Origin of the sequence: Mycobacterium sp. KBS0706, from assembly GCF_005938675.2 — a bacterium.
In the GTDB taxonomy this organism is placed as follows: domain Bacteria; phylum Pseudomonadota; class Alphaproteobacteria; order DSM-16000; family Inquilinaceae; genus Inquilinus.
The window spans coordinates 161,131-178,023 of record NZ_VCCH02000003.1 but is presented as its reverse complement, the minus strand read 5'-3'; the positions used below and the strand labels follow the sequence as shown (position 1 = coordinate 178,023).

General features: G+C 68.7%; 16 protein-coding genes. 9 read left to right on the top strand and 7 right to left on the bottom strand.

Going from position 1 to position 16,893, the window contains the following annotated elements; all coding sequences use genetic code 11:
* Positions 1-170: 170 nt before the first annotated feature.
* On the top strand, positions 171-1,850 hold the full coding sequence (locus tag FFK22_RS02890) for a GMC oxidoreductase (RefSeq protein WP_186002269.1): 1,680 nt from the start codon (positions 171-173) through the stop codon (positions 1,848-1,850).
* 17 nt (positions 1,851-1,867) lie between these two features.
* On the opposite strand, the gene FFK22_RS02885 is transcribed toward FFK22_RS02890, so the two are convergent.
* From FFK22_RS02885 to FFK22_RS02870, 4 genes are all read right to left on the bottom strand, one after another.
* The gene (locus FFK22_RS02885; RefSeq protein ID WP_138886781.1) at positions 1,868-2,791 is read right to left on the bottom strand and encodes a glutaminase; all 924 of its coding nucleotides are present in this window, start codon (positions 2,789-2,791) and stop codon (positions 1,868-1,870) included.
* A 7-nt stretch (positions 2,792-2,798) separates the two neighbouring features.
* Entirely contained in the window at positions 2,799-3,377 is a 579-nt protein-coding gene (locus FFK22_RS02880) for a GNAT family N-acetyltransferase (protein ID WP_138886780.1), read from the bottom strand.
* A gap of 196 nt (positions 3,378-3,573) precedes the next feature.
* A complete protein-coding gene (locus FFK22_RS02875) occupies positions 3,574-4,080 on the bottom strand; it encodes a DUF2165 family protein (RefSeq protein ID WP_186002268.1) in 507 nt (168 codons plus the stop codon).
* 1 nt (position 4,081) lies between these two features.
* Positions 4,082-5,215, bottom strand: a complete 1,134-nt coding sequence (locus FFK22_RS02870) for an ABC transporter ATP-binding protein (protein WP_138886779.1) — start codon at positions 5,213-5,215, stop codon at positions 4,082-4,084.
* Positions 5,216-5,468: 253 nt separating this feature from the next.
* On the opposite strand from FFK22_RS02870, the gene FFK22_RS02865 reads away from it, so the two are divergent.
* From FFK22_RS02865 to FFK22_RS02845, 5 genes are all read left to right on the top strand, one after another.
* Positions 5,469-6,470: a lysylphosphatidylglycerol synthase domain-containing protein gene (locus FFK22_RS02865; protein WP_138886778.1), complete on the top strand. Its 1,002-nt coding sequence runs from the start codon at positions 5,469-5,471 to the stop codon at positions 6,468-6,470.
* The gene (locus tag FFK22_RS02860; RefSeq protein WP_138886777.1) at positions 6,471-7,094 is read left to right on the top strand and encodes a CDP-alcohol phosphatidyltransferase family protein; all 624 of its coding nucleotides are present in this window, start codon (positions 6,471-6,473) and stop codon (positions 7,092-7,094) included.
* A gap of 67 nt (positions 7,095-7,161) precedes the next feature.
* Complete coding sequence (locus FFK22_RS02855) at positions 7,162-7,362, top strand: bacterioferritin-associated ferredoxin (protein WP_138886776.1); 201 nt, start codon at positions 7,162-7,164, stop codon at positions 7,360-7,362.
* A 64-nt stretch (positions 7,363-7,426) separates the two neighbouring features.
* Positions 7,427-8,389, top strand: coding sequence for a nucleoside hydrolase (locus FFK22_RS02850; RefSeq protein WP_138886775.1), 963 nt, complete (start codon positions 7,427-7,429; stop codon positions 8,387-8,389).
* Positions 8,390-8,396: 7 nt separating this feature from the next.
* Positions 8,397-9,665 carry a hydroxyacid-oxoacid transhydrogenase gene (locus FFK22_RS02845; RefSeq protein WP_138886774.1) on the top strand — a complete coding sequence of 423 codons (1,269 nt, stop codon included), beginning with the start codon at positions 8,397-8,399 and terminating at the stop codon, positions 9,663-9,665.
* Positions 9,666-9,716: 51 nt separating this feature from the next.
* On the opposite strand, the gene ald is transcribed toward FFK22_RS02845, so the two are convergent.
* A complete protein-coding gene (ald, locus tag FFK22_RS02840; protein WP_138886773.1) occupies positions 9,717-10,838 on the bottom strand; it encodes an alanine dehydrogenase in 1,122 nt (373 codons plus the stop codon).
* Between the two features lie 278 nt (positions 10,839-11,116).
* Between ald and def the strand changes: the two genes are divergently transcribed.
* Together def and FFK22_RS02830 are read left to right on the top strand one after the other, a co-directional pair.
* Positions 11,117-11,650, top strand: coding sequence for a peptide deformylase (def, locus tag FFK22_RS02835; protein ID WP_138886772.1), 534 nt, complete (start codon positions 11,117-11,119; stop codon positions 11,648-11,650).
* Between the two features lie 11 nt (positions 11,651-11,661).
* Positions 11,662-12,351, top strand: coding sequence for a COQ9 family protein (locus tag FFK22_RS02830; protein WP_138886771.1), 690 nt, complete (start codon positions 11,662-11,664; stop codon positions 12,349-12,351).
* A 118-nt stretch (positions 12,352-12,469) separates the two neighbouring features.
* Here the strand turns inward: FFK22_RS02830 and FFK22_RS02825 are convergent, their stop codons facing one another.
* Together FFK22_RS02825 and FFK22_RS02820 are read right to left on the bottom strand one after the other, a co-directional pair.
* On the bottom strand, positions 12,470-12,961 hold the full coding sequence (locus tag FFK22_RS02825) for an SspB family protein (RefSeq protein WP_221938340.1): 492 nt from the start codon (positions 12,959-12,961) through the stop codon (positions 12,470-12,472).
* A 458-nt stretch (positions 12,962-13,419) separates the two neighbouring features.
* A complete protein-coding gene (locus FFK22_RS02820) occupies positions 13,420-15,759 on the bottom strand; it encodes a S8 family serine peptidase (protein ID WP_138886770.1) in 2,340 nt (779 codons plus the stop codon).
* 191 nt (positions 15,760-15,950) lie between these two features.
* On the opposite strand from FFK22_RS02820, the gene thyX reads away from it, so the two are divergent.
* A complete protein-coding gene (gene thyX, locus FFK22_RS02815) occupies positions 15,951-16,892 on the top strand; it encodes an FAD-dependent thymidylate synthase (RefSeq protein ID WP_138886769.1) in 942 nt (313 codons plus the stop codon).
* Position 16,893 lies beyond the last annotated feature (1 nt).

Sequence of the window (16,893 nt, the reverse complement as noted above, 5' to 3'; positions counted from 1 at the left end):
GTGAATAGCAGGTTCGGCTTCTCCCGGCTGATGACCGCCGTACCTCTTACGTCGATACAACCACAAACCGCATTCCTCGTGGCACGCAGACATGAAATCCTATCGTCTCAGGGGCGAGAGAGGCCATTCCGGCCGGGGTCATCAACTGTCTTCGGTTCATGAAGGCCTCCATGATCGTCGACGGGCGCAGCCTCCCTGACTCGCTGATCGTCAATTCTGAGATCTGCATCGTCGGCGCCGGTGTCGCCGGAATTGCATTGGCCCGGGAATTCGGCCGGGCGGGAATATCGACCTGCCTGATCGAAGGCGGCGGCTGGAGTGCCGATATCGCGTCGCAATCCCTCTATGCGGGAGAGTCGACCGGCATTCCCTACGACCTGGTCAACACCCGCAGCCGCTATGTCGGCGGCAGCTCGAACTGCTGGGGCGGCTGGTGCCGGCCCTTCTCCCTGATCGATTTCAATCCCCGTCCCTGGGTGGGCGGCAGCGGCTGGCCGTTTCCGCTGGCGGATCTCTCGGAAGCCTATGCGCGGGCCCGCGACCTGCTGCAGGTCGGGCATCTGCCGCACGACCTCGCCTTCTGGCTCGACGGGCTGTCGGGGCGGGTCCAGACCCTGACATTGAACTCGGACGCGATCGAGACGCTGATCGCCCATTTCAGCCCGCCGGTGCGCCTCGGGACCGTGTTCAGGACGGAGCTGGAGCGATCGCCGACGATCAGGCTGCTGCTGCACGCCAATGCCGTCGGCGTGGCGACCGACGACTCCGGGACCCGGGCCACAGGCGTCCGGGTGCGGACGGAGGATGGAAAGACGCTCTTCGTCGCCGGCCGGGAGGTGATCCTGGCCGCCGGCGGAATCGAGAACGCGCGGCTGCTGCTGCTGTCGAACGATGTTCAGCCGGCCGGCCTCGGCAATGCCCGTGACCTGGTCGGGCGCTACTTCATGGAGCATCCCCGGATTCCGCTGGGCCGGGTCCGGCTGCATGACCCATACCGGCGGCGTGTGTTCCAGGATGCGCGGTACAGCTTCCACAACCCGCGCCTCGCCATCGAGGGGACCTGTGCCAGTGCCTATTTCGGCCTGTCGGAGCGGATGCAGCGGGCGGAAGGGCTGCTGCAGTGCCGGAGCTACCTGTTCGCGTTCCACCCGGAGGACGACCATCCGGCACTTGAAAGCGCGCGGCGCATTCTCGCGGCGCTGCATCGCCGGTCACTGGCGATCGATGCCTGTGACGCGCGGGCTGTCATCGCCGGTGTGCCGAGCATGGCGCGGATCCTGCTGCGTCGTCGCGGCATCATCGCACCCGCGCCGAAGTATTTCGACCTGGTCAGCGTGCTCGAGCCGGCCCCTGATCCCGAAAGCCGGGTCACCCTGTCCGAGATGCGAGACCGTTTCGGCTGCAATCAGGTTCGAATGCACTGGCGGATCGGCGCGCTGGAACGGCGAACCCATTTGCGCATGCTTTCGCTGCTGAAGCAGGGGATCGAGACTGCCGGTCTCGGCATCGTCGAGCTTGGGGACGCCGATCTCGCGGAAGATCGGTGGCGCGATGCCCTCGGCTGGTGCTGGCATCACATGGGAACGACACGGATGGACCCCGATCCGCGGCTGGGCGTGGTCGACACCGACTGCCGCGTGCACGGCCTGCACAATCTCTACGTCGCCAGCAGCTCGGTGTTCCCGACCGGCGGCAATGACATGCCAACGCTGACCATCGCCGCCCTGGCGCTGCGCCTTGCCGATCATCTGCGGAAACAGCGTGAGATGAACGTTCCGCTGGCTGTCGACACCGTGGCCGGGCCGCGATCTGCCCGGACGAAGTCACGGTTCCGGCGAGCCGCGGCCTGACCACGCCCGCCGCGCCATCAGGGTCCGAAGACGGACCAGCCCATGGCCTTGGCCAGCCGCTCCAGCGCCAGGGTGCCGAGCAGCGAGTTGCCGTGCTGGTTCAGCCCGGGCGACCAGACCGCGACCGCGGCGCGGCCCGGCACGATCGCCAGGATGCCGCCGCCGACGCCGCTCTTGCCCGGCAGGCCGACGCGGAAGGCGAAGTCGCCGGAGCCGTCGTAATGGCCGCAGGTCAGCATCAGCGCATTGATCCGCCGCGCCCGCTCCGGCGACACCACGCGGTGCCCGGTCGACAGCCCGCCATCGGCCAGGAACCGCCCGGCGGTGGCCAGCTGCCGGCAGGTCATGGCGATGGCGCATTGGTGGACATAGACGCCGAGCGTCAGCTCCACCGGATGCAGCAGGTTGCCGAAGGACTTCATATAGGCGGCCAGCGCCATGTTGCGGTAGGCGGTGCCGGCCTCGGACCGCGCCACTTTCTCGTCGATGGCGATGCTCTCGTCATCGGCCAGCCAGCGGATGAAGCGCAGGATCGACCCGATCGCCTCGCGCGGCTGGTGCCCGGCCAGGACGACATCGGTCACCACCAGCGCGCCGGCATTGATGAAGGGGTTGCGCGGCACGCCCTGCTCGTGCTCGAGCTGGACGATCGAGTTGAAGGCGTTGCCCGACGGCTCGCGCCCCACCCGCCGCCACAGCGCGTCGCCGACGGCGCCGAGCGCCAGCGTCAGGGTGAAGACCTTGGAGACGCTCTGGATCGAGAACGGCACCTCGGCGTCGCCGGCGACATGGACGCCACCGTCGAGGGTGGCGACCGCGATGCCGAATTGGCCGGGATCGACCTTCGCCAGCTCCGGGATGTAGGTCGCGACCTCGCCGCGATGCTGCTCCCGCGCCAGGGCGTCGGCGATCTCGCCGACGGCTTCGCCTAGATCCGGCATGTCCGGCTCAGCCCTCGCGGTCGATCGTCATGTACAGGGCGGCGCCGTCCGGCGTGTCGATCGGCCCGCGGCGCTGGAACCCGGCCTTTTCATAGGCGCGGATCGCGGCGGCGTTGGCCGGAGCCGGATCGACCTGGATCCGCGCCGTCTCCGGCAGGGCCAGCAGGCGGCGCAGCACCAGCCTGATCAGCCGGGTGCCCATGCCGCGGCCGATCACGTCGGTCTCGCCCAGGAACAGGTCGATGCCGAAGGTCTCGCGCGGCAGCTGGTGCGCGGCCCAGTACGAGTCGGGGTTGGCATGGTAGACATGCATGTAGCCGATCGGCCGGCTGCCCTCGCAGGCCAGGAACGGCGCGATGTTCGCTTCGACGATGTGGGCCGCGATCTGCGCCAGCTCCTCCTCCGGGTCGCCCCACCAGCGCATGACATGCGGCCGCTCCAGCCAGCGGGCGATGATCGGCAGGTCCACGATCTTCAGCGCGTTGAGGCCGATCGACGGGTCGACCGCATCGGCGATGCGCTCGTCCGCCAGCTTCAGCGCGACCGGGGCCGGTCCGGCCGCGGGTTCGGGATGATCATCGCTCATGCCGGGCCGGGGAGGGCGATCTCTCGCCGTGTCGGGGAAGGAACAGACTCATGGACGGCATCGGTGCTGCGAACGGGTCAAGAACCTGTACCCGATCGCGGCGGGCGGTCAAAGAGTCCTGTGTCGGATCTCATACCGGCACGCCGATGACAGCGTCGTCATCGCGAGGCGCGAACGGCAGTGGCAATCGGGCCGCTCAAATATCGTACGGCAGCTCCTCGTCCCGCTGGTTCAGGAACAGCAAGACGATGCCGGCGATGGTCAGGAAGTTATGGGCGGACGCCTGGCCGTTCCATTCCTTGGACTGCCACATGGCGAACCATTCGCCGCCGATGGCGACGAAGCCGAAGGCGTAGAGCAGGAAGCCCATGCCGACGCCGGCCAGCGCCAGGGTCTTGGTCCGGGCGAAGACGGCGGCGGGCGCGTCCCAGCGCAGCCCCATGCGCACCGCGCCGGCCCAGCAGACGAGGGCGGTGGCGACCTGCCAGGCGATGATCAGGGCATAGGCCAGATGGGCGGCCCACGGAACATCGATCGCCCGCCACATCAGGGCGGGCGATCGGAAGGTCGTGTCCATCGCCAGCACGTGCCGGACGAAGACGAAGTTGGAGCCGTAATCGGTCAGGTTGCCGACCGCGACCAGGGTGAAGAACAGCGCAACACCGGCTGTGGCCAGGATCTTGAGGACCCTGGCCGTCAGCATATCAGTGGGCCATCGCCGGCTCGCGGCCGATATCGGCCATCGGGTGCCGCTCCGCCCGCTGCAGGGCCTGGCCCTGGGCGTCGAACAGGTGGCAGGTGTCGGCCGAGAAGCCGATCTGGACCTGGTCGTTGGTCTTGGCCCGGCTGTCGCCGCCGGCCTGCACCGTCAGCATCCCGGCCTCGGTCTTGAGGTAGAGATAGGTCTCGCCACCGAGGCGCTCGACCACCAGCACCTGGCCGGGGATGGTGGCGGCACCGCTGCCCATCTCGTTCATGTGCTCCGGCCGGACACCGAGTGTGACCTTGTCGCCGGCCTTGGCCCGGCCCGGCTGCACCGGCACGGTGACCGAGCCGCCGCCCGGCAGCCCCACCGTCGCGGTGGCGCCGTTGGACGCGGTGACCTGGGTCTCGATGAAGTTCATCTTCGGGCTGCCGATGAAGCCCGCCACGAACAGGTTGTCCGGGTGGTGGTACAGCTCGAGCGGCGAGCCGACCTGTTCGATCCGGCCGGCGCTCAGCACCACGATCTTGTCGGCCAGCGTCATCGCCTCGACCTGGTCGTGGGTGACGTAGACCATGGTGGCGTTCAGGTCGTTGTGCAGGCGGGCGATCTCGATCCGCATCTGCACGCGCAGCGCCGCGTCGAGGTTCGACAGCGGCTCGTCGAACAGGAACACCTTCGGGTTGCGCACGATGGCGCGGCCGATGGCGACGCGCTGGCGCTGGCCGCCCGACAGCTCCTTCGGCTTGCGCTTCAGCAGGTGCTCGAGCTGCAGGATGCGGGCGGCGTCGCCGACCTTGCGCTCGATCTCGGCCTTGTTGGTCTTGGCGAGCTTCAGGCCGAAAGCCATGTTCTCGTAGACCGTCATGTGGGGATAGAGCGCATAGCTCTGGAACACCATCGCGATGCCGCGCTCGGCCGGCGGCAGGTCGTTGACCCGCTGGCCGTCGATGGCGAGGTCGCCGGAGCTGATGTCCTCGAGGCCGGCGATCAACCGCAGCAGGGTCGACTTGCCGCAGCCCGACGGACCGACGAAGACGACGAATTCGCGGTCGCGGATGTCGAGATCGACGCCTTTGATGATCTCGAGGTCGCCGAACGACTTACGAATGCCACGGAGCGTAACGCCAGCCATGTTTCCTCCACTGCGCAAACTTTGTCCGCACCATATCCAGCACGGGCGCCTGAGGCCAGCATTTTGGAACCGCCGCTGTCAAATCGTCTGATGTTTGTACGAATCTGATTAGGGAATGGCCGGCCGTCGGCGCCGGCCAGGGGCCTGCGATCGATTGACTCCGGCCCGGCCGGACCCCTAAATCCGCCCGCCCGAGAGGAGCCGACATGCCGATCCGCCTTGATCTCCTGACCGCGAAGACCGGCGCCGCGTCGTGAACCGCCCTGCGATCAGGATCGCCACCGCCGTGGTCGGGCTGGCCGGGCTGTGCGCCATCATCTGGCTGGTCGCCGCCCAGAACGCCGAAGCGGTGCTGAAGCTGCTGCTGGGCGCCAGCGGCGGCATCCTGCTGGTGGTCGCCTCCCACGTCCTGGCGATGGGCTGCTCGGCACTGGCCTGGCGCGCCGCGATGCGGCCGCTGTGGTCGGCCGGGCCGGGGATCTTCCTGTGGGCGCGGCTGGTGCGGGAATCGGCCAATGCCGTGCTGCCGGTCGCCCAGGTCGGCGGCAACGTGCTGGGCGCCCGGGTGCTGGCGCAGCACGGCGCCGGCACGCTGCCGGCCGGCGCCGGCATGCTGGTCGACCTGACCCTCGAATTCCTGACCCAGATCCTGTTCTTCGCCATCGGCTTGGTGGTGCTGATCGCGATCGGCGGCGGCGACGAGCTGGGCTGGGCCGCGATCGGCCTCGGCATCGCGGTGCTGATGGGCATTGGCTTCATCCTGGCGCAGCGCTGGGGCATGTTCCGGCTGTTCGAGACGCTGCTGGGCCGGATCGCCCGGGAGTTCGACTGGCCGGCCCTCAACTCGCTATCCGGTCTGCATGACACGGTGCTGGCGATCTATCGCGACCGCGGCGCCATGGCCCGGGCCGCCGTCCTGCACCTCGCCTCCTGGCTGTTCGGTGCCGGCGAGATCTGGCTGGCGCTGCACGTGCTGGGCGCGGATATCGGCTTCGCCGAGGCGCTGGTGATGGAGAGCATCGGCCAGGCCGTGCGGACCGCCGCCTTCCTGGTGCCGGGCGCCCTCGGCATCCAGGACGGCAGCATCCTGGCGCTGGGCGTGATGTTCGGCCTGCCGCCGGAGCTCGCTTTGTCGGTGGCGCTGGTCAAGCGCATCCGCGAGCTGCTGCTGCATGCGCCGGCGCTGCTGATCTGGTACCTCATCGAAGGCCGGCGCCTGCTGCGGACGCCGGATGTCGCACGCGAGCAGGCATAGATGTCGATCTACACCCAGCCCCATACCTCCTGGACCCACCGCCTGACCCGGATGATGGTGCGGCCCCTGGTCGGCACCCCGGTCACGCCGAACCACCTGACCACGGCGCGCCTCATCACCGGCCTGGCCAGCTGCGCCGCCTTCGCCGTCGGCGATGCGCAATGGACCGTCTGGGGCGGGGTGATCTGGCTGATCTCCTGCCTGCTCGACCGGGCGGATGGCGAGCTGGCGCGGCTCGGCAACAGCTCCTCGCCCTTCGGCCATCTCTACGACACGATCTGCGACCTCTCGGTCAACGCGCTGATGTTCCTGGCGATCGGCATCGGCCTGCGCACCAGCTGGCTGGGCGAGGCCGGGCCTCTGCTGGGTCTGCTGGCCAGCGCCGGGGTGCTGGCGGCGTCGATCCTGTCGGCGAAGCTGGAGGCGGCGGGCGCGGTCGAGACCAAGGCCTATGTCGGCATCCTCGGCTTCGATTTCGACGACGCGCTGTACCTGTTCGCGCCGGCGGCCTGGTTCGGACTGTTCCCTTATATCCTGATCGGCGCGGCGATCGGCGGCCCGTTCTTTGCCATCCTGACGGCGGTGCGCCTGCGTGCCGCACGCGTAGGATCGCGGCCAGGATAGAGCGCCTATTGACACTCATTCGCAGTCTCATTTACATCCTGCGGTGACACACCGGAGCCGCCGACGCATGTACATCTGCATCTGCAACGCCCTGAACGACACTCAGATCCGGTGTGCCGTCGAATCTGGGGCGAAGACCGCGGGGCAGGTCTATGCCGGGCTGGGCTGCGCCCCGCGCTGCGGCAAATGCGTCACCTCGATCCGCCATATGGTGAACGAGGCCACCCGCGAGCAGGACGACGCGCCGGTTCTCCTCGCCGCCGAGTAAGTCTGTACGGCGCCGCGCCGCGGTGCTAGCCAGCCTCCCATAGAATTCCGAAGGGGAGGCCGCGATGGCAGAGACCAGGCGCATCATCATCGACACCGATCCGGGCCAGGACGACGCCATCGCCATCCTGCTGGCCATGGGCTCGCCCGAGCTGGAGATTGCCGGCCTCACCACCGTCGCCGGCAATGTGCCGCTGCATCTGACCACCGCCAATGCGTTGAAGCTGTGCGAGCTGGCCGGGCGCACCGACATCCCGGTGGTCCAGGGCTCGATCCGCCCCCTGGTGCGGCCGCTGGTCACCGCCGAGGCGGTGCATGGCAAGACCGGCCTCGACGGCTCCGGCCTGCCTGAGCCCACGACCAAGCCGGTGCCCGGCCACGCGGTCGACTGGATCGTCGACACGATCATGGCGGCGCCGGAAGGCACCTACACGCTGTGCCCGCTCGGACCCCTGACCAACATCGCCGCGGCGCTGGTGCGCGAGCCCAAGATCGCGCCGCGGATCCACGAGATCGTGTTCATGGGCGGCGGCTTCTTCGAGGGCGGCAACACCACCCCGGCCGCCGAGTTCAACATCTATGTCGACCCGCACGCCGCGCATGTGGTGCTGACCAGCGGCATCAAGCTGACGATGGTGCCGCTCGACGTCACCCACAAGGCGCTGATCTCCCGCGCCTGGCTGGACAAGGTGGCGGCGCTGGGCACGCCGGTGGCGAAGAGCGTGCACGGCATGCTGGATTTCTACGAGCGTTTCGACATGGAGCGCTACGGCACCGCCGGCGGGCCGCTGCACGATCCCTGCGTCATCGCCTATCTGCTGCGGCCGGAGCTGTTCGGCGGCCGCGACTGCCATGTCGCGGTCGAGCTGGCGGGCGAGCATACGCTGGGCATGACCGTGGTCGACTGGTGGGATATGGCCGCCAAGTGGAACCGCCCGGATGCGAAGCCGAAGAACTGCCGCGTGCTGCGCGACATCGACGCCGACGGCTTCTTCGAGCTGATCTACCAGGCGTTGCAGCGGGTGTGAGGCGGGCGTGAGCGAATCCCTGGAAAGCATCTTCACCATCGAAGCGGCGCCGCTGAAGTTCGGCGCCGGCGCGGTCGAGGATCTGGGCTGGGAGCTGAAGCGCCTCGGCGTCTCCCGGGTGCTGCTCGTCGCCGACCCGGCACTGAACGTATTTGCGCTGATCGACCGGGTGATCCGCATCATCCAGCGCAGCGGCATTGGCGTGACCCGGTTCGAGGGCATCGCGGTGGAGCCGACGCTCGAGTCGCTGGAACTCGCCGCCGAAGTCGCGCTTTCGGTGGAGGTCGACGGCTTCGTCGCGCTCGGCGGCGGGTCGACCATCGACACCGCCAAGGTCGCCAACCTGATCAAGCGCCATGGCGGCGCGATCATGGACTATGTCAACGCGCCGATCGGCGGCGGGCGCAAGCCGCCGGGGCCGCTGTTCCCGCTGGTGGCGGTGCCGACCACCTCGGGCTCGGGGTCGGAGGCCACGACCGTCGCCATCCTCGACATCCCCGAGCTCAAGCTGAAGACCGGGATCTCGCACCGGCATATCCGCCCGAGCCTGGCCCTGGTGGATCCGGAGCTGTCGCGCACCACTCCGGCCGGCGTCACCGCCTCGGCCGGGCTCGACGTGGTCTGCCACGCGGTCGAATCCTATATCTCCAGGCCGTTCGACGCGCGGCCGCGCCCGGCCACGCCGGACGACCGGCCGCCCTATCAGGGCAGCAACCCGGTGGCCGACATCTGGTCGCTGCAGGCGATCGAGTTCGGCGGCCGCTTCCTGGCCCGCGCGGTGGCCGATGGCGACGACCTAGAGGCGCGCGGCACGATGATGCTGGGCGCGACCATGGCCGGGATCGGCTTCGGCACCGCCGGGGTGCACATCCCGCACGCCTGCGCCTATCCGATCGCCGGGCTGAAGCACGACTTCCACGCCGACGGCTACAGCCACGCCTTCGTACCGCATGGCTACTCGGTGATCGTCACCTCGCCGGCGGCGTTCCGCTTCACCTATGATTCGGCGCCGGAGAAGCATATCCGGGCGGCCGAGCTATTGACCGGACGACCGGTCAGCGATCCGGGGGCGGACAGCCTGCCCAAGGCGCTGATCGCGCTGATGCGCCAGGTCGGCGCACCGAGCGGCATCGCCGCGCTGGGCTATGACGAGGCCGACATCCCGGCCCTGGTCGAGGGTGCCATGAAGCAGCAGCGGCTGCTGATCGGCGCGCCGAAGCCGGTCGGGCCGGCCGATCTCGAGCGCATCCTGCGGGAGTCGATGGCGAACTGGTAGTTCGCAGGTTGGGTTCGCGGCGAGCGAACCCAACCCACGACTTTTGGCTCCTCAGGCGGCGCGCAGCACCACCTCGGCCGGCACGTAGTTCAGGCCCAGCGCCTCGGCCACCGGCTTGTTGGTGACCTGGCCGGAATGGATGTTCAGCCCCTCGCGCAGATGCGGGTCGTCCAGGCAGGCCCGGCGATAGCCCTTGTCGGCCAGCGCCAGGGCGAAGGGCAGGGTGGCGTTGTTCAGCGCGAAGGTCGAGGTCCGCGCCACGCCGCCCGGCATGTTGGCGACGCAGTAATGCACCACCCCGTCGACCACATAGGTCGGGTTGTCGTGGGTGGTGGGCTTGGAGGTCTCGAAGCAGCCGCCCTGGTCGATGGCGACGTCGACCACCACCGAGCCGGGCTTCATCTTCGCGATCATCGCCCGGGTGACCAGCCGCGGCGCCGCGGCGCCCGGCACCAGCACCGCCCCGATCACCAGGTCGGCGCCGGTGACATGCTCCTCGATCGCGTCGACGGTCGAGTAGATGGTGTTGAGCTCGGCGCCGAACTGCAGGTCCAGCTCCTTCAGCCGCTGCAGCGACTTGTCGATCACCGTGACATGGGCCTCCAGGCCCATCGCCATGCGCGCCGCATTGGTGCCGACCACGCCGCCGCCCAGCACGACGACCTTGGCCGCCGGCACGCCGGGCACGCCGCCCAGCAGCATGCCGCGGCCGCCCTGGATCTTCTCCAGGCAATGGGCGCCGCACTGGATCGACATGCGGCCGGCGACTTCGCTCATCGGCGCCAGCAACGGCAGCCCGCCGCGGGCATCGGTCACGGTCTCATAGGCGATGGCAACCGCGCCCGATTTCATCAGGAGCTCGGTCTGGCGCGGGTCGGGCGCCAGATGCAGATAGGTGAACAGCACCTGGCCGCGGCGCAGCATGCGGCATTCGTCCGGCTGCGGCTCCTTGACCTTCACCACCATCTCGGCGCGGTCGAAGATCTCCTGGGCGGAGGACACGATCTCCGCCCCCGCGGCGCGATAGCGGTCGTCGCCGAAATCGATCCCGGCGCCGGCATTGGTCTGGACGATGACGCTGTGACCGTGATGGACCAGCTCGCGGACGGAGCTCGGGGTCAGGCCGACACGGTACTCGTGGGTTTTGATTTCCTTCGGCACGCCGATGAGCATGTTTCCCCCGGGTTTCGTTGCCGGCGGCCGCCCTGCGGGCGGCGCCTTACCCGATTCCTACATCAGCTATGCGGGGAATGACATCGCCGTCGACGCCGGGGTCGCCCTGGTATGATGACGACCATACCCGGCGGTGCGGTTACCCGGCCTGTTGCCGCGGCGGGCCTGCGCCCCGGACGGCTTCTTGCCGTTGCGACGAAGCTCCATCTCCCGGAAGATGGCCTCGCGCTGCATCCTCTTCAGCGCACGGGAGTGGCGGTGAAGCGGGAGATGGGATCGTGACGTTGTTGAAGATCGTCGGCATGGGCCATCCCGTGCTGCGCCGCATCGCCGACCCCGTGGCCGACCCCGGCGACCCGGAGATCGCGAGGCTGGCCGAGGACATGATCGAGACCATGCGCGACGCGCCGGGCATCGGCCTGGCGGCGCCGCAGGTGTACCGGCCGCTGCGGCTGATCGTGTTCGAGGTGCCGGCCGGCCGGCAGGAGGAGGGCGAGCCGCCGGCGCCGGAGGGGCCGACCGTGCTGATCAATCCCGAGATCGTGCCGCTGCTCGACGACACCGTGCTGGGGATGGAAGGCTGCCTGTCGATCCCGGGCCTCCGCGGCCTGGTGCCGCGCTGGCGGCGGATCGGCTATCGCGGCCTCGGCCTCGACGGCCAGGTGATCGAGCGTGAGGCCGAGGGGCTGCATGCCCGCGTGGTCCAGCATGAGGTCGACCATCTCGACGGCGTGCTGTATCTCGACCGGCTGCGCGACCTGAACGATCTCGCGGTCGACGCCGAGGCCCGCCATCTCGCCGACAGAGCCTGAGGGACGCACCGATGACCGATTCTACCCCCGATCAGCCTCTTGGCGATCAAACTGGCGAGCGCGACGCCCTGCTGCTGGCGGTGCTGCCGCATGTCGCCTTCGACGGCTGGACCCGGCAGGCGCTGCGGCTGGGCGCCGAGGATGCGGGATTCGGCCTTGACGAGGTCGCCATCCTCTTCCCGGGCGGGATCGCCGAGCTGTCGGACCATCTGTACGACTGGGCCGACCGGGCGATGCTGGCGCGGCTGGCGGAGGCGGGCGAGGCCTTCGCGAGCCTGCGGGTGCGCGAGAAGATCGCCCAGGCGGTGACGGCGCGGCTCGACGTGCTGGCGCCCTATCGCGACGCGGTCCGGCGCGACCTGTCACGGCGGGCGCTGCGCCCGCTGTCGCGCCGCGGCTTGCGCCAGCTGCATCGCACCGTCGACGCCATGTGGCGGGCAGCCGGCGACCGGTCGACCGATCTCAACTACTACTCCAAGCGCGGGCTGCTGGCCGGGGTCTATGCCTCGACCCTGCTGGTCTGGCTCGACGACCGGTCGGAGGGGCAGGAGATCACGCACGCCTTCCTCGAGCGCCGGATCGGCGAGGTGCTGGCCTTCGGCCGGCAGATCTCGGGGCTGAAGCGGCTCGGCGACCTGGCCGAGGCGCCGTTCCGGCTGGCCGCCCGGCTGCGCGAGGGGCGGGGAGCGGCGGCGGGGTAGGCCATCAGGCTCATTGTCATCGCCGGGCTTGACCCGGCGATCCAGGGGCCACCGAGAGCGGCATCGACATCTCTGCATGCCCGGGTCAAGCCCGGGCATGACAGGGTTTGGGGGCGGCCTACTTCTTGCGGAACGCGTCCAGCGCCACGACCTTGGCGCCGTCGGCCGGTGCGCCCTCGGCCGGGGCCTTGGCTGCGGTTTCGGCCGGCTCGTCCGGGTTCCCGGCGGCGTCGGCGTCCTCGGCTTCCGCGGCCTCCTTCGCAGACTGGAACTGCAGCGCGAAATTGACCGACGGGTCGGCGAAGGTGGTGATCGCGGCCAGCGGGATCACCAGGCGCTCGGTCTTGCTGGAGAAGCTGAGCGAGACCGAGAACCGGTCCTCGCAGACCTCCAGCCCGAAGAACTGGTGCTGCAGGACGATCGTCATCTCCTGCGGGTATTTCTGCCGCAGATATTCCGGGATCGCGACCCCGCGATGATTGGTCACAAAGGTCAGGTAGAAATGATGATCACCCGTCAGCCCCTTCTCGGCCACCTGGGCCAAAGCTTCCCTGACCACGCCCCGCAGGGCGGATTCGACCATGCGGTCGTATCGGAGTTCGTCGTCCATCCGATCACACTAGACCGGGGCCGTCGGGATGAAAAGGGAGACGCGCGGCAGACAGCCGCCCATGTCCGACATTCCGGGTCGAGATTTGGGGGAGAAGCGGGGCGTTCTGTTGCTGGGTGCCCCAAGCCCCACCTCGACGGGGCTAGCCGCCGAGGGATTTATCGAGGACGCTTAGCTGCTTACGCAGCCGCGCGAACCTCAGCAAAGTTGTCGTTGGCAACTATTGCAATGGCCCGATAACGGCGGAACCATGCCGGACGAAAACCTTCCCTTTACTACACGCGTCGATCCTATTTCGCCCCCGCACTCCGTCCAACACCGGAGATCTGGTGGAGGCGCCGGGTACCGCCCCCGGGTCCGCAGCGTCTATTCCAAAAGGCGTTTATCGTCATAGTCGGTTGCCCGACCCCCTCAAGATAGGGATTTGTGACAGCGGATGGAAGGGGCGAAAGGCCCGGTCACAGCACGAAATCGGCGACGACCAGTGCAATCGCTCCGGTCAGGCGGATGTGGAAGTCGGAGACACCGTCGCCGTTGATGTCGCCGGCGATGGTGGTGGTGGTCGGATCGGTGACGGCGAAGCGCAGCTCGCCGGCGTGATGGCTGTAGAGCCTCGTGCCGATGAAGGTGAAGGCCTGGTTGCCGGCCAGGCCGGCATTGGCGTCCATCACCGACAGATCGACCTTGTCGCCCTGGGCGTGGCTGAAATCGGTGATCCGGTCTGACCCGGCGCCGACCTGGCTCTCCCATGTGCTGCCATAGGCGAAGCGATCCGCCCCGGCGCCACCGGCCAGCGTATCCTGGCCGCCGACCCCGACGATGAGGTCATCGCCCCACCAGCCCGACAGGGTGTTGGCGCCGGCGCTGCCGAACAGGGCGTCGCCGACCTGGCTGCCGGACAGGTTCTCGATCCGGGTCAGGCTGTCGCCCTGGGCGTCGCCGCCGCTGGCCGTGGCGGTGGTCAGGTTGACGACGACCCTGATCCAGCTGCCGTAATAGCTGGCGAGGTCGATGCCGGCGCCGCCGTCCAGGACATCCGCCCCGGCGCCGCCGCGAAGTATGTCGTTGCCGCGGCCGCTGCTCAGGTGATTGACGCCGCTGCCGCCGGTGATCTCGTCGGCGCCGTCGCCGGTGATCGCATTCTCGATCATCGTGCCGGCGGCGAAGGTGACGGGCCGGCCGGCGATGGTGGCGGCCCCGGCGGCGAGATCGATCACCGCGCTGCCGGTCAGGGCTGCGCCGTTGATCGTGTCCACGCCGCTGCCGTCGGCCAGCGTCCGGCGCGCCGCGTCGGCGCCGATCGTAGCGAATTCGTTGGTGTAGACGTAGGTGTCGTCCGGGCTGGCGGCATCGCCGTACAGCCGCAGATTCCAGGAGTTCAGCACGCCGGTGTCGCCGCCGGCCAGGTCGCGGATGGTCAGCGTCCACACGCCCTGGCCGCTCTCGCCCCAGTCGTGGACGGTGCCGAAGGTGAAGGCGATGTTGTCCTGGCCCGACCCGTTCGCGTCGAGCGCGCCGACGCCCGGCCGATCCACAAGGATGCTCTGTGTGCCGTCCGGCGAGGTCAGGACGACCTGCAGGTCGCTGATCCAGCTGTGAGCGAGGCTCAACGTCACCTCGACCCGGTCGATCTCGATGCCGGTGCCGATCGTCAGCGTCGTGCTGACGCCGGTGGCGCTGGCATCGGGGATGCCGAGGCCGGGCGAGGCCGAGGCGGAGACGCTGATCTCATTGGCGCTGGTGTGGGCAGGGCCGCGCCAGCTTTCGGCCAGGCGCACCGCGGCATGGGCGTCGACCAGGCCGAAGCCGATGTCGTGATTGACCGTCAGGCCGCCGCCATTCGAGTTGGTCGCGCCGTTGATCGTGTCGTCGAGCGTGCCCACGATGTCGCCGCGAGCGCTGTAGGCCAGGATCTCTTGCACGTCTCGCCAGCCGAGGTTCGGGTTGGCCTGCAACATCAGCGCCACGACGCCGGAGACCATCGGCGCCGCGGCCGAGGTCCCGTTGAAGTCGGTCATGTAGTTGCCCGCGGCATAACCGGCGCCGCCCACCCGGTCGGTGGTGACGATGCTGCCCCCGCTCTGGCTGCCCGGCGCCCCGACCAGGATCGTCGAGCCCGGCGTCGAATAGCTCGACGGGCTGCCGTTCTGGGCGTTGGCGCCGACGGTGATGGTCCAGCGGTTGTTCTGGAAGCTGTGCAGGTTGGTGTCGTCGCCATAGTCGCGAGCGTTGCCGGCGGACTGGACGATGATCGTGCCCAGCCCGTCGCGCCCGTTTGCCGCCGCGTTGATCGTGGCGGTGCGGGCGGCGGCCCAGGCTGGATTGGCGAAATCGTCGAGGAAGGCGGAGTTCGGGTCGTCGAAGAAGGCGTTGCCGAAGCCCCAGCTGTTGTTGAGCACGTCGGCATCGGCCGCCGCATGGTTGCGGGCGTTCGCCGCGGCCGTCTGCAGCGTGTCGAGGAACAGCGGGTCGTAATAGGACAAGAGCGTCGCGCCATAGGCGATGCCGACCACGCCGGTGCCGTTGCGCTCGGCGGCGATGATGCCGGCGACGGCTGTGCCGTGGTTGTCGTCCGCAGTCACCGGCGCGCCGCCCGTGCCGCCGGTCGCGGCGTTGAAGCTGTGCGCGGTGTCGAGATTGTCGTTCAGGTCGGGATGAGCGAAGTCGATGCCCTGGTCGTGCACGGCGGCGACCACGCCGTTCCCGGTGAATTCGTCCCAGATGTTGCCGAGATTGATGCCCCAGGCGCCGGTGAGATGCCATTGCTGGGTGTAAAGCGGATCTGTCGGAGCCGGCATGACGAAATATCCTGCAATGGAAATGGGAAAGCGTGACCATGGCAGGGAAATACGGCCATTCGGGGACGCAATTGTCCCAAACTTGCCGGATGGGGCGGCGTCGGCCCCGGGCCATCGATCACACCAGCCCTTGGTCCCGGGACCCGGCGCGGCTACACTATGTGGAGACCCGCTGACAGAAACCTGACCCCATGACGATCACCGCCGACCAGCGCGCCGAGCTGGACCAGAGCCGCTCGGCCACCTTCGCCACCCGCCGCGCCACAGTGCCGGCGCTGGAGGAGATCCTGTTCGAGCCGCTGCCCGTGCTCGACCACGGCTTCGTCCGGGTGATCGACTATATGGGCGATGATTCGGCGGTGGTGCAGGCGGCGCGCGTCTCCTACGGCCGCGGCACCAAGAAGGTGTCGGAGGATGAGGGGCTGATCCGCTACCTGATGCGGCACTGGCACACCACGCCCTTCGAGATGTGCGAGATCAAGTACCATGTGAAGCTGCCGATCTTCGTCGCCCGGCAGTGGATCCGGCACCGCACCGCCAATGTGAACGAGTATTCCGCCCGCTACTCGATCCTCGACCGGGAGTTCTATCTGCCGGCGCCGGAGCATTTGGCGGCGCAGTCCAGCAGCAACCGCCAGGGCCGCGACGCGGTGCTGCAGGGGGAGGAGGCGTCGCAGGTGCTCGACCTGCTGCGCGAGGATGCCGAGCGCTGCTGGCGCGACTATGCCTGGATGCTGAACGAGGAGATCGACGGCGCCGAGCCGGTCGACCCGAATCGCCAGGGCCTGGCGCGCGAGCTGGCGCGGATGAACCTGACGCTCAACACCTACACCCAGTGGTACTGGAAGACCGACCTGCACAACCTCATGAATTTCCTGAGGCTGCGGGCCGACCCCCATGCGCAGTACGAGATCCGCGCCTATGCCGATGTGATGCTGGACGCGATGGAGCGCTGGGTGCCGCTGGCCGCCCGGGCGTTCCGCGACTATCGGATGGATGCGGCGACGATCTCCGCCCTCGGCCTCGCCGTGCTGCGCCGGATGCTGGCGGGCGAGGCGGTGGCCCAGCCGGACAGCGGCCTCAGCCCGCGCGAATGGCGCGAGCTCATGGCGGTGCTGGGCCGGCCCGTCTGAG

Bases quoted from the DNA above. Each gene is read 5' to 3' on its own strand.
- FFK22_RS02825 (WP_221938340.1), bottom strand. From the start codon at position 12,961: ATGGACGACGAACTCCGATACGACCGCATGGTCGAATCCGCCCTGCGG.
- FFK22_RS02870 (WP_138886779.1), bottom strand. From the start codon at position 5,215: ATGGCTGGCGTTACGCTCCGTGGCATTCGTAAGTCGTTCGGCGACCTC.
- FFK22_RS02820 (WP_138886770.1), bottom strand. From the start codon at position 15,759: ATGCCGGCTCCGACAGATCCGCTTTACACCCAGCAATGGCATCTCACC.
- thyX (WP_138886769.1), top strand. From the start codon at position 15,951: ATGACGATCACCGCCGACCAGCGCGCCGAGCTGGACCAGAGCCGCTCG.
- FFK22_RS02855 (WP_138886776.1), top strand. From the start codon at position 7,162: ATGTACATCTGCATCTGCAACGCCCTGAACGACACTCAGATCCGGTGT.
- FFK22_RS02875 (WP_186002268.1), bottom strand. From the start codon at position 4,080: ATGCTGACGGCCAGGGTCCTCAAGATCCTGGCCACAGCCGGTGTTGCG.
- FFK22_RS02860 (WP_138886777.1), top strand. From the start codon at position 6,471: ATGTCGATCTACACCCAGCCCCATACCTCCTGGACCCACCGCCTGACC.
- FFK22_RS02830 (WP_138886771.1), top strand. From the start codon at position 11,662: ATGACCGATTCTACCCCCGATCAGCCTCTTGGCGATCAAACTGGCGAG.
- FFK22_RS02850 (WP_138886775.1), top strand. From the start codon at position 7,427: ATGGCAGAGACCAGGCGCATCATCATCGACACCGATCCGGGCCAGGAC.
- FFK22_RS02890 (WP_186002269.1), top strand. From the start codon at position 171: ATGATCGTCGACGGGCGCAGCCTCCCTGACTCGCTGATCGTCAATTCT.
- FFK22_RS02885 (WP_138886781.1), bottom strand. From the start codon at position 2,791: ATGCCGGATCTAGGCGAAGCCGTCGGCGAGATCGCCGACGCCCTGGCG.
- FFK22_RS02880 (WP_138886780.1), bottom strand. From the start codon at position 3,377: ATGAGCGATGATCATCCCGAACCCGCGGCCGGACCGGCCCCGGTCGCG.
- ald (WP_138886773.1), bottom strand. From the start codon at position 10,838: ATGCTCATCGGCGTGCCGAAGGAAATCAAAACCCACGAGTACCGTGTC.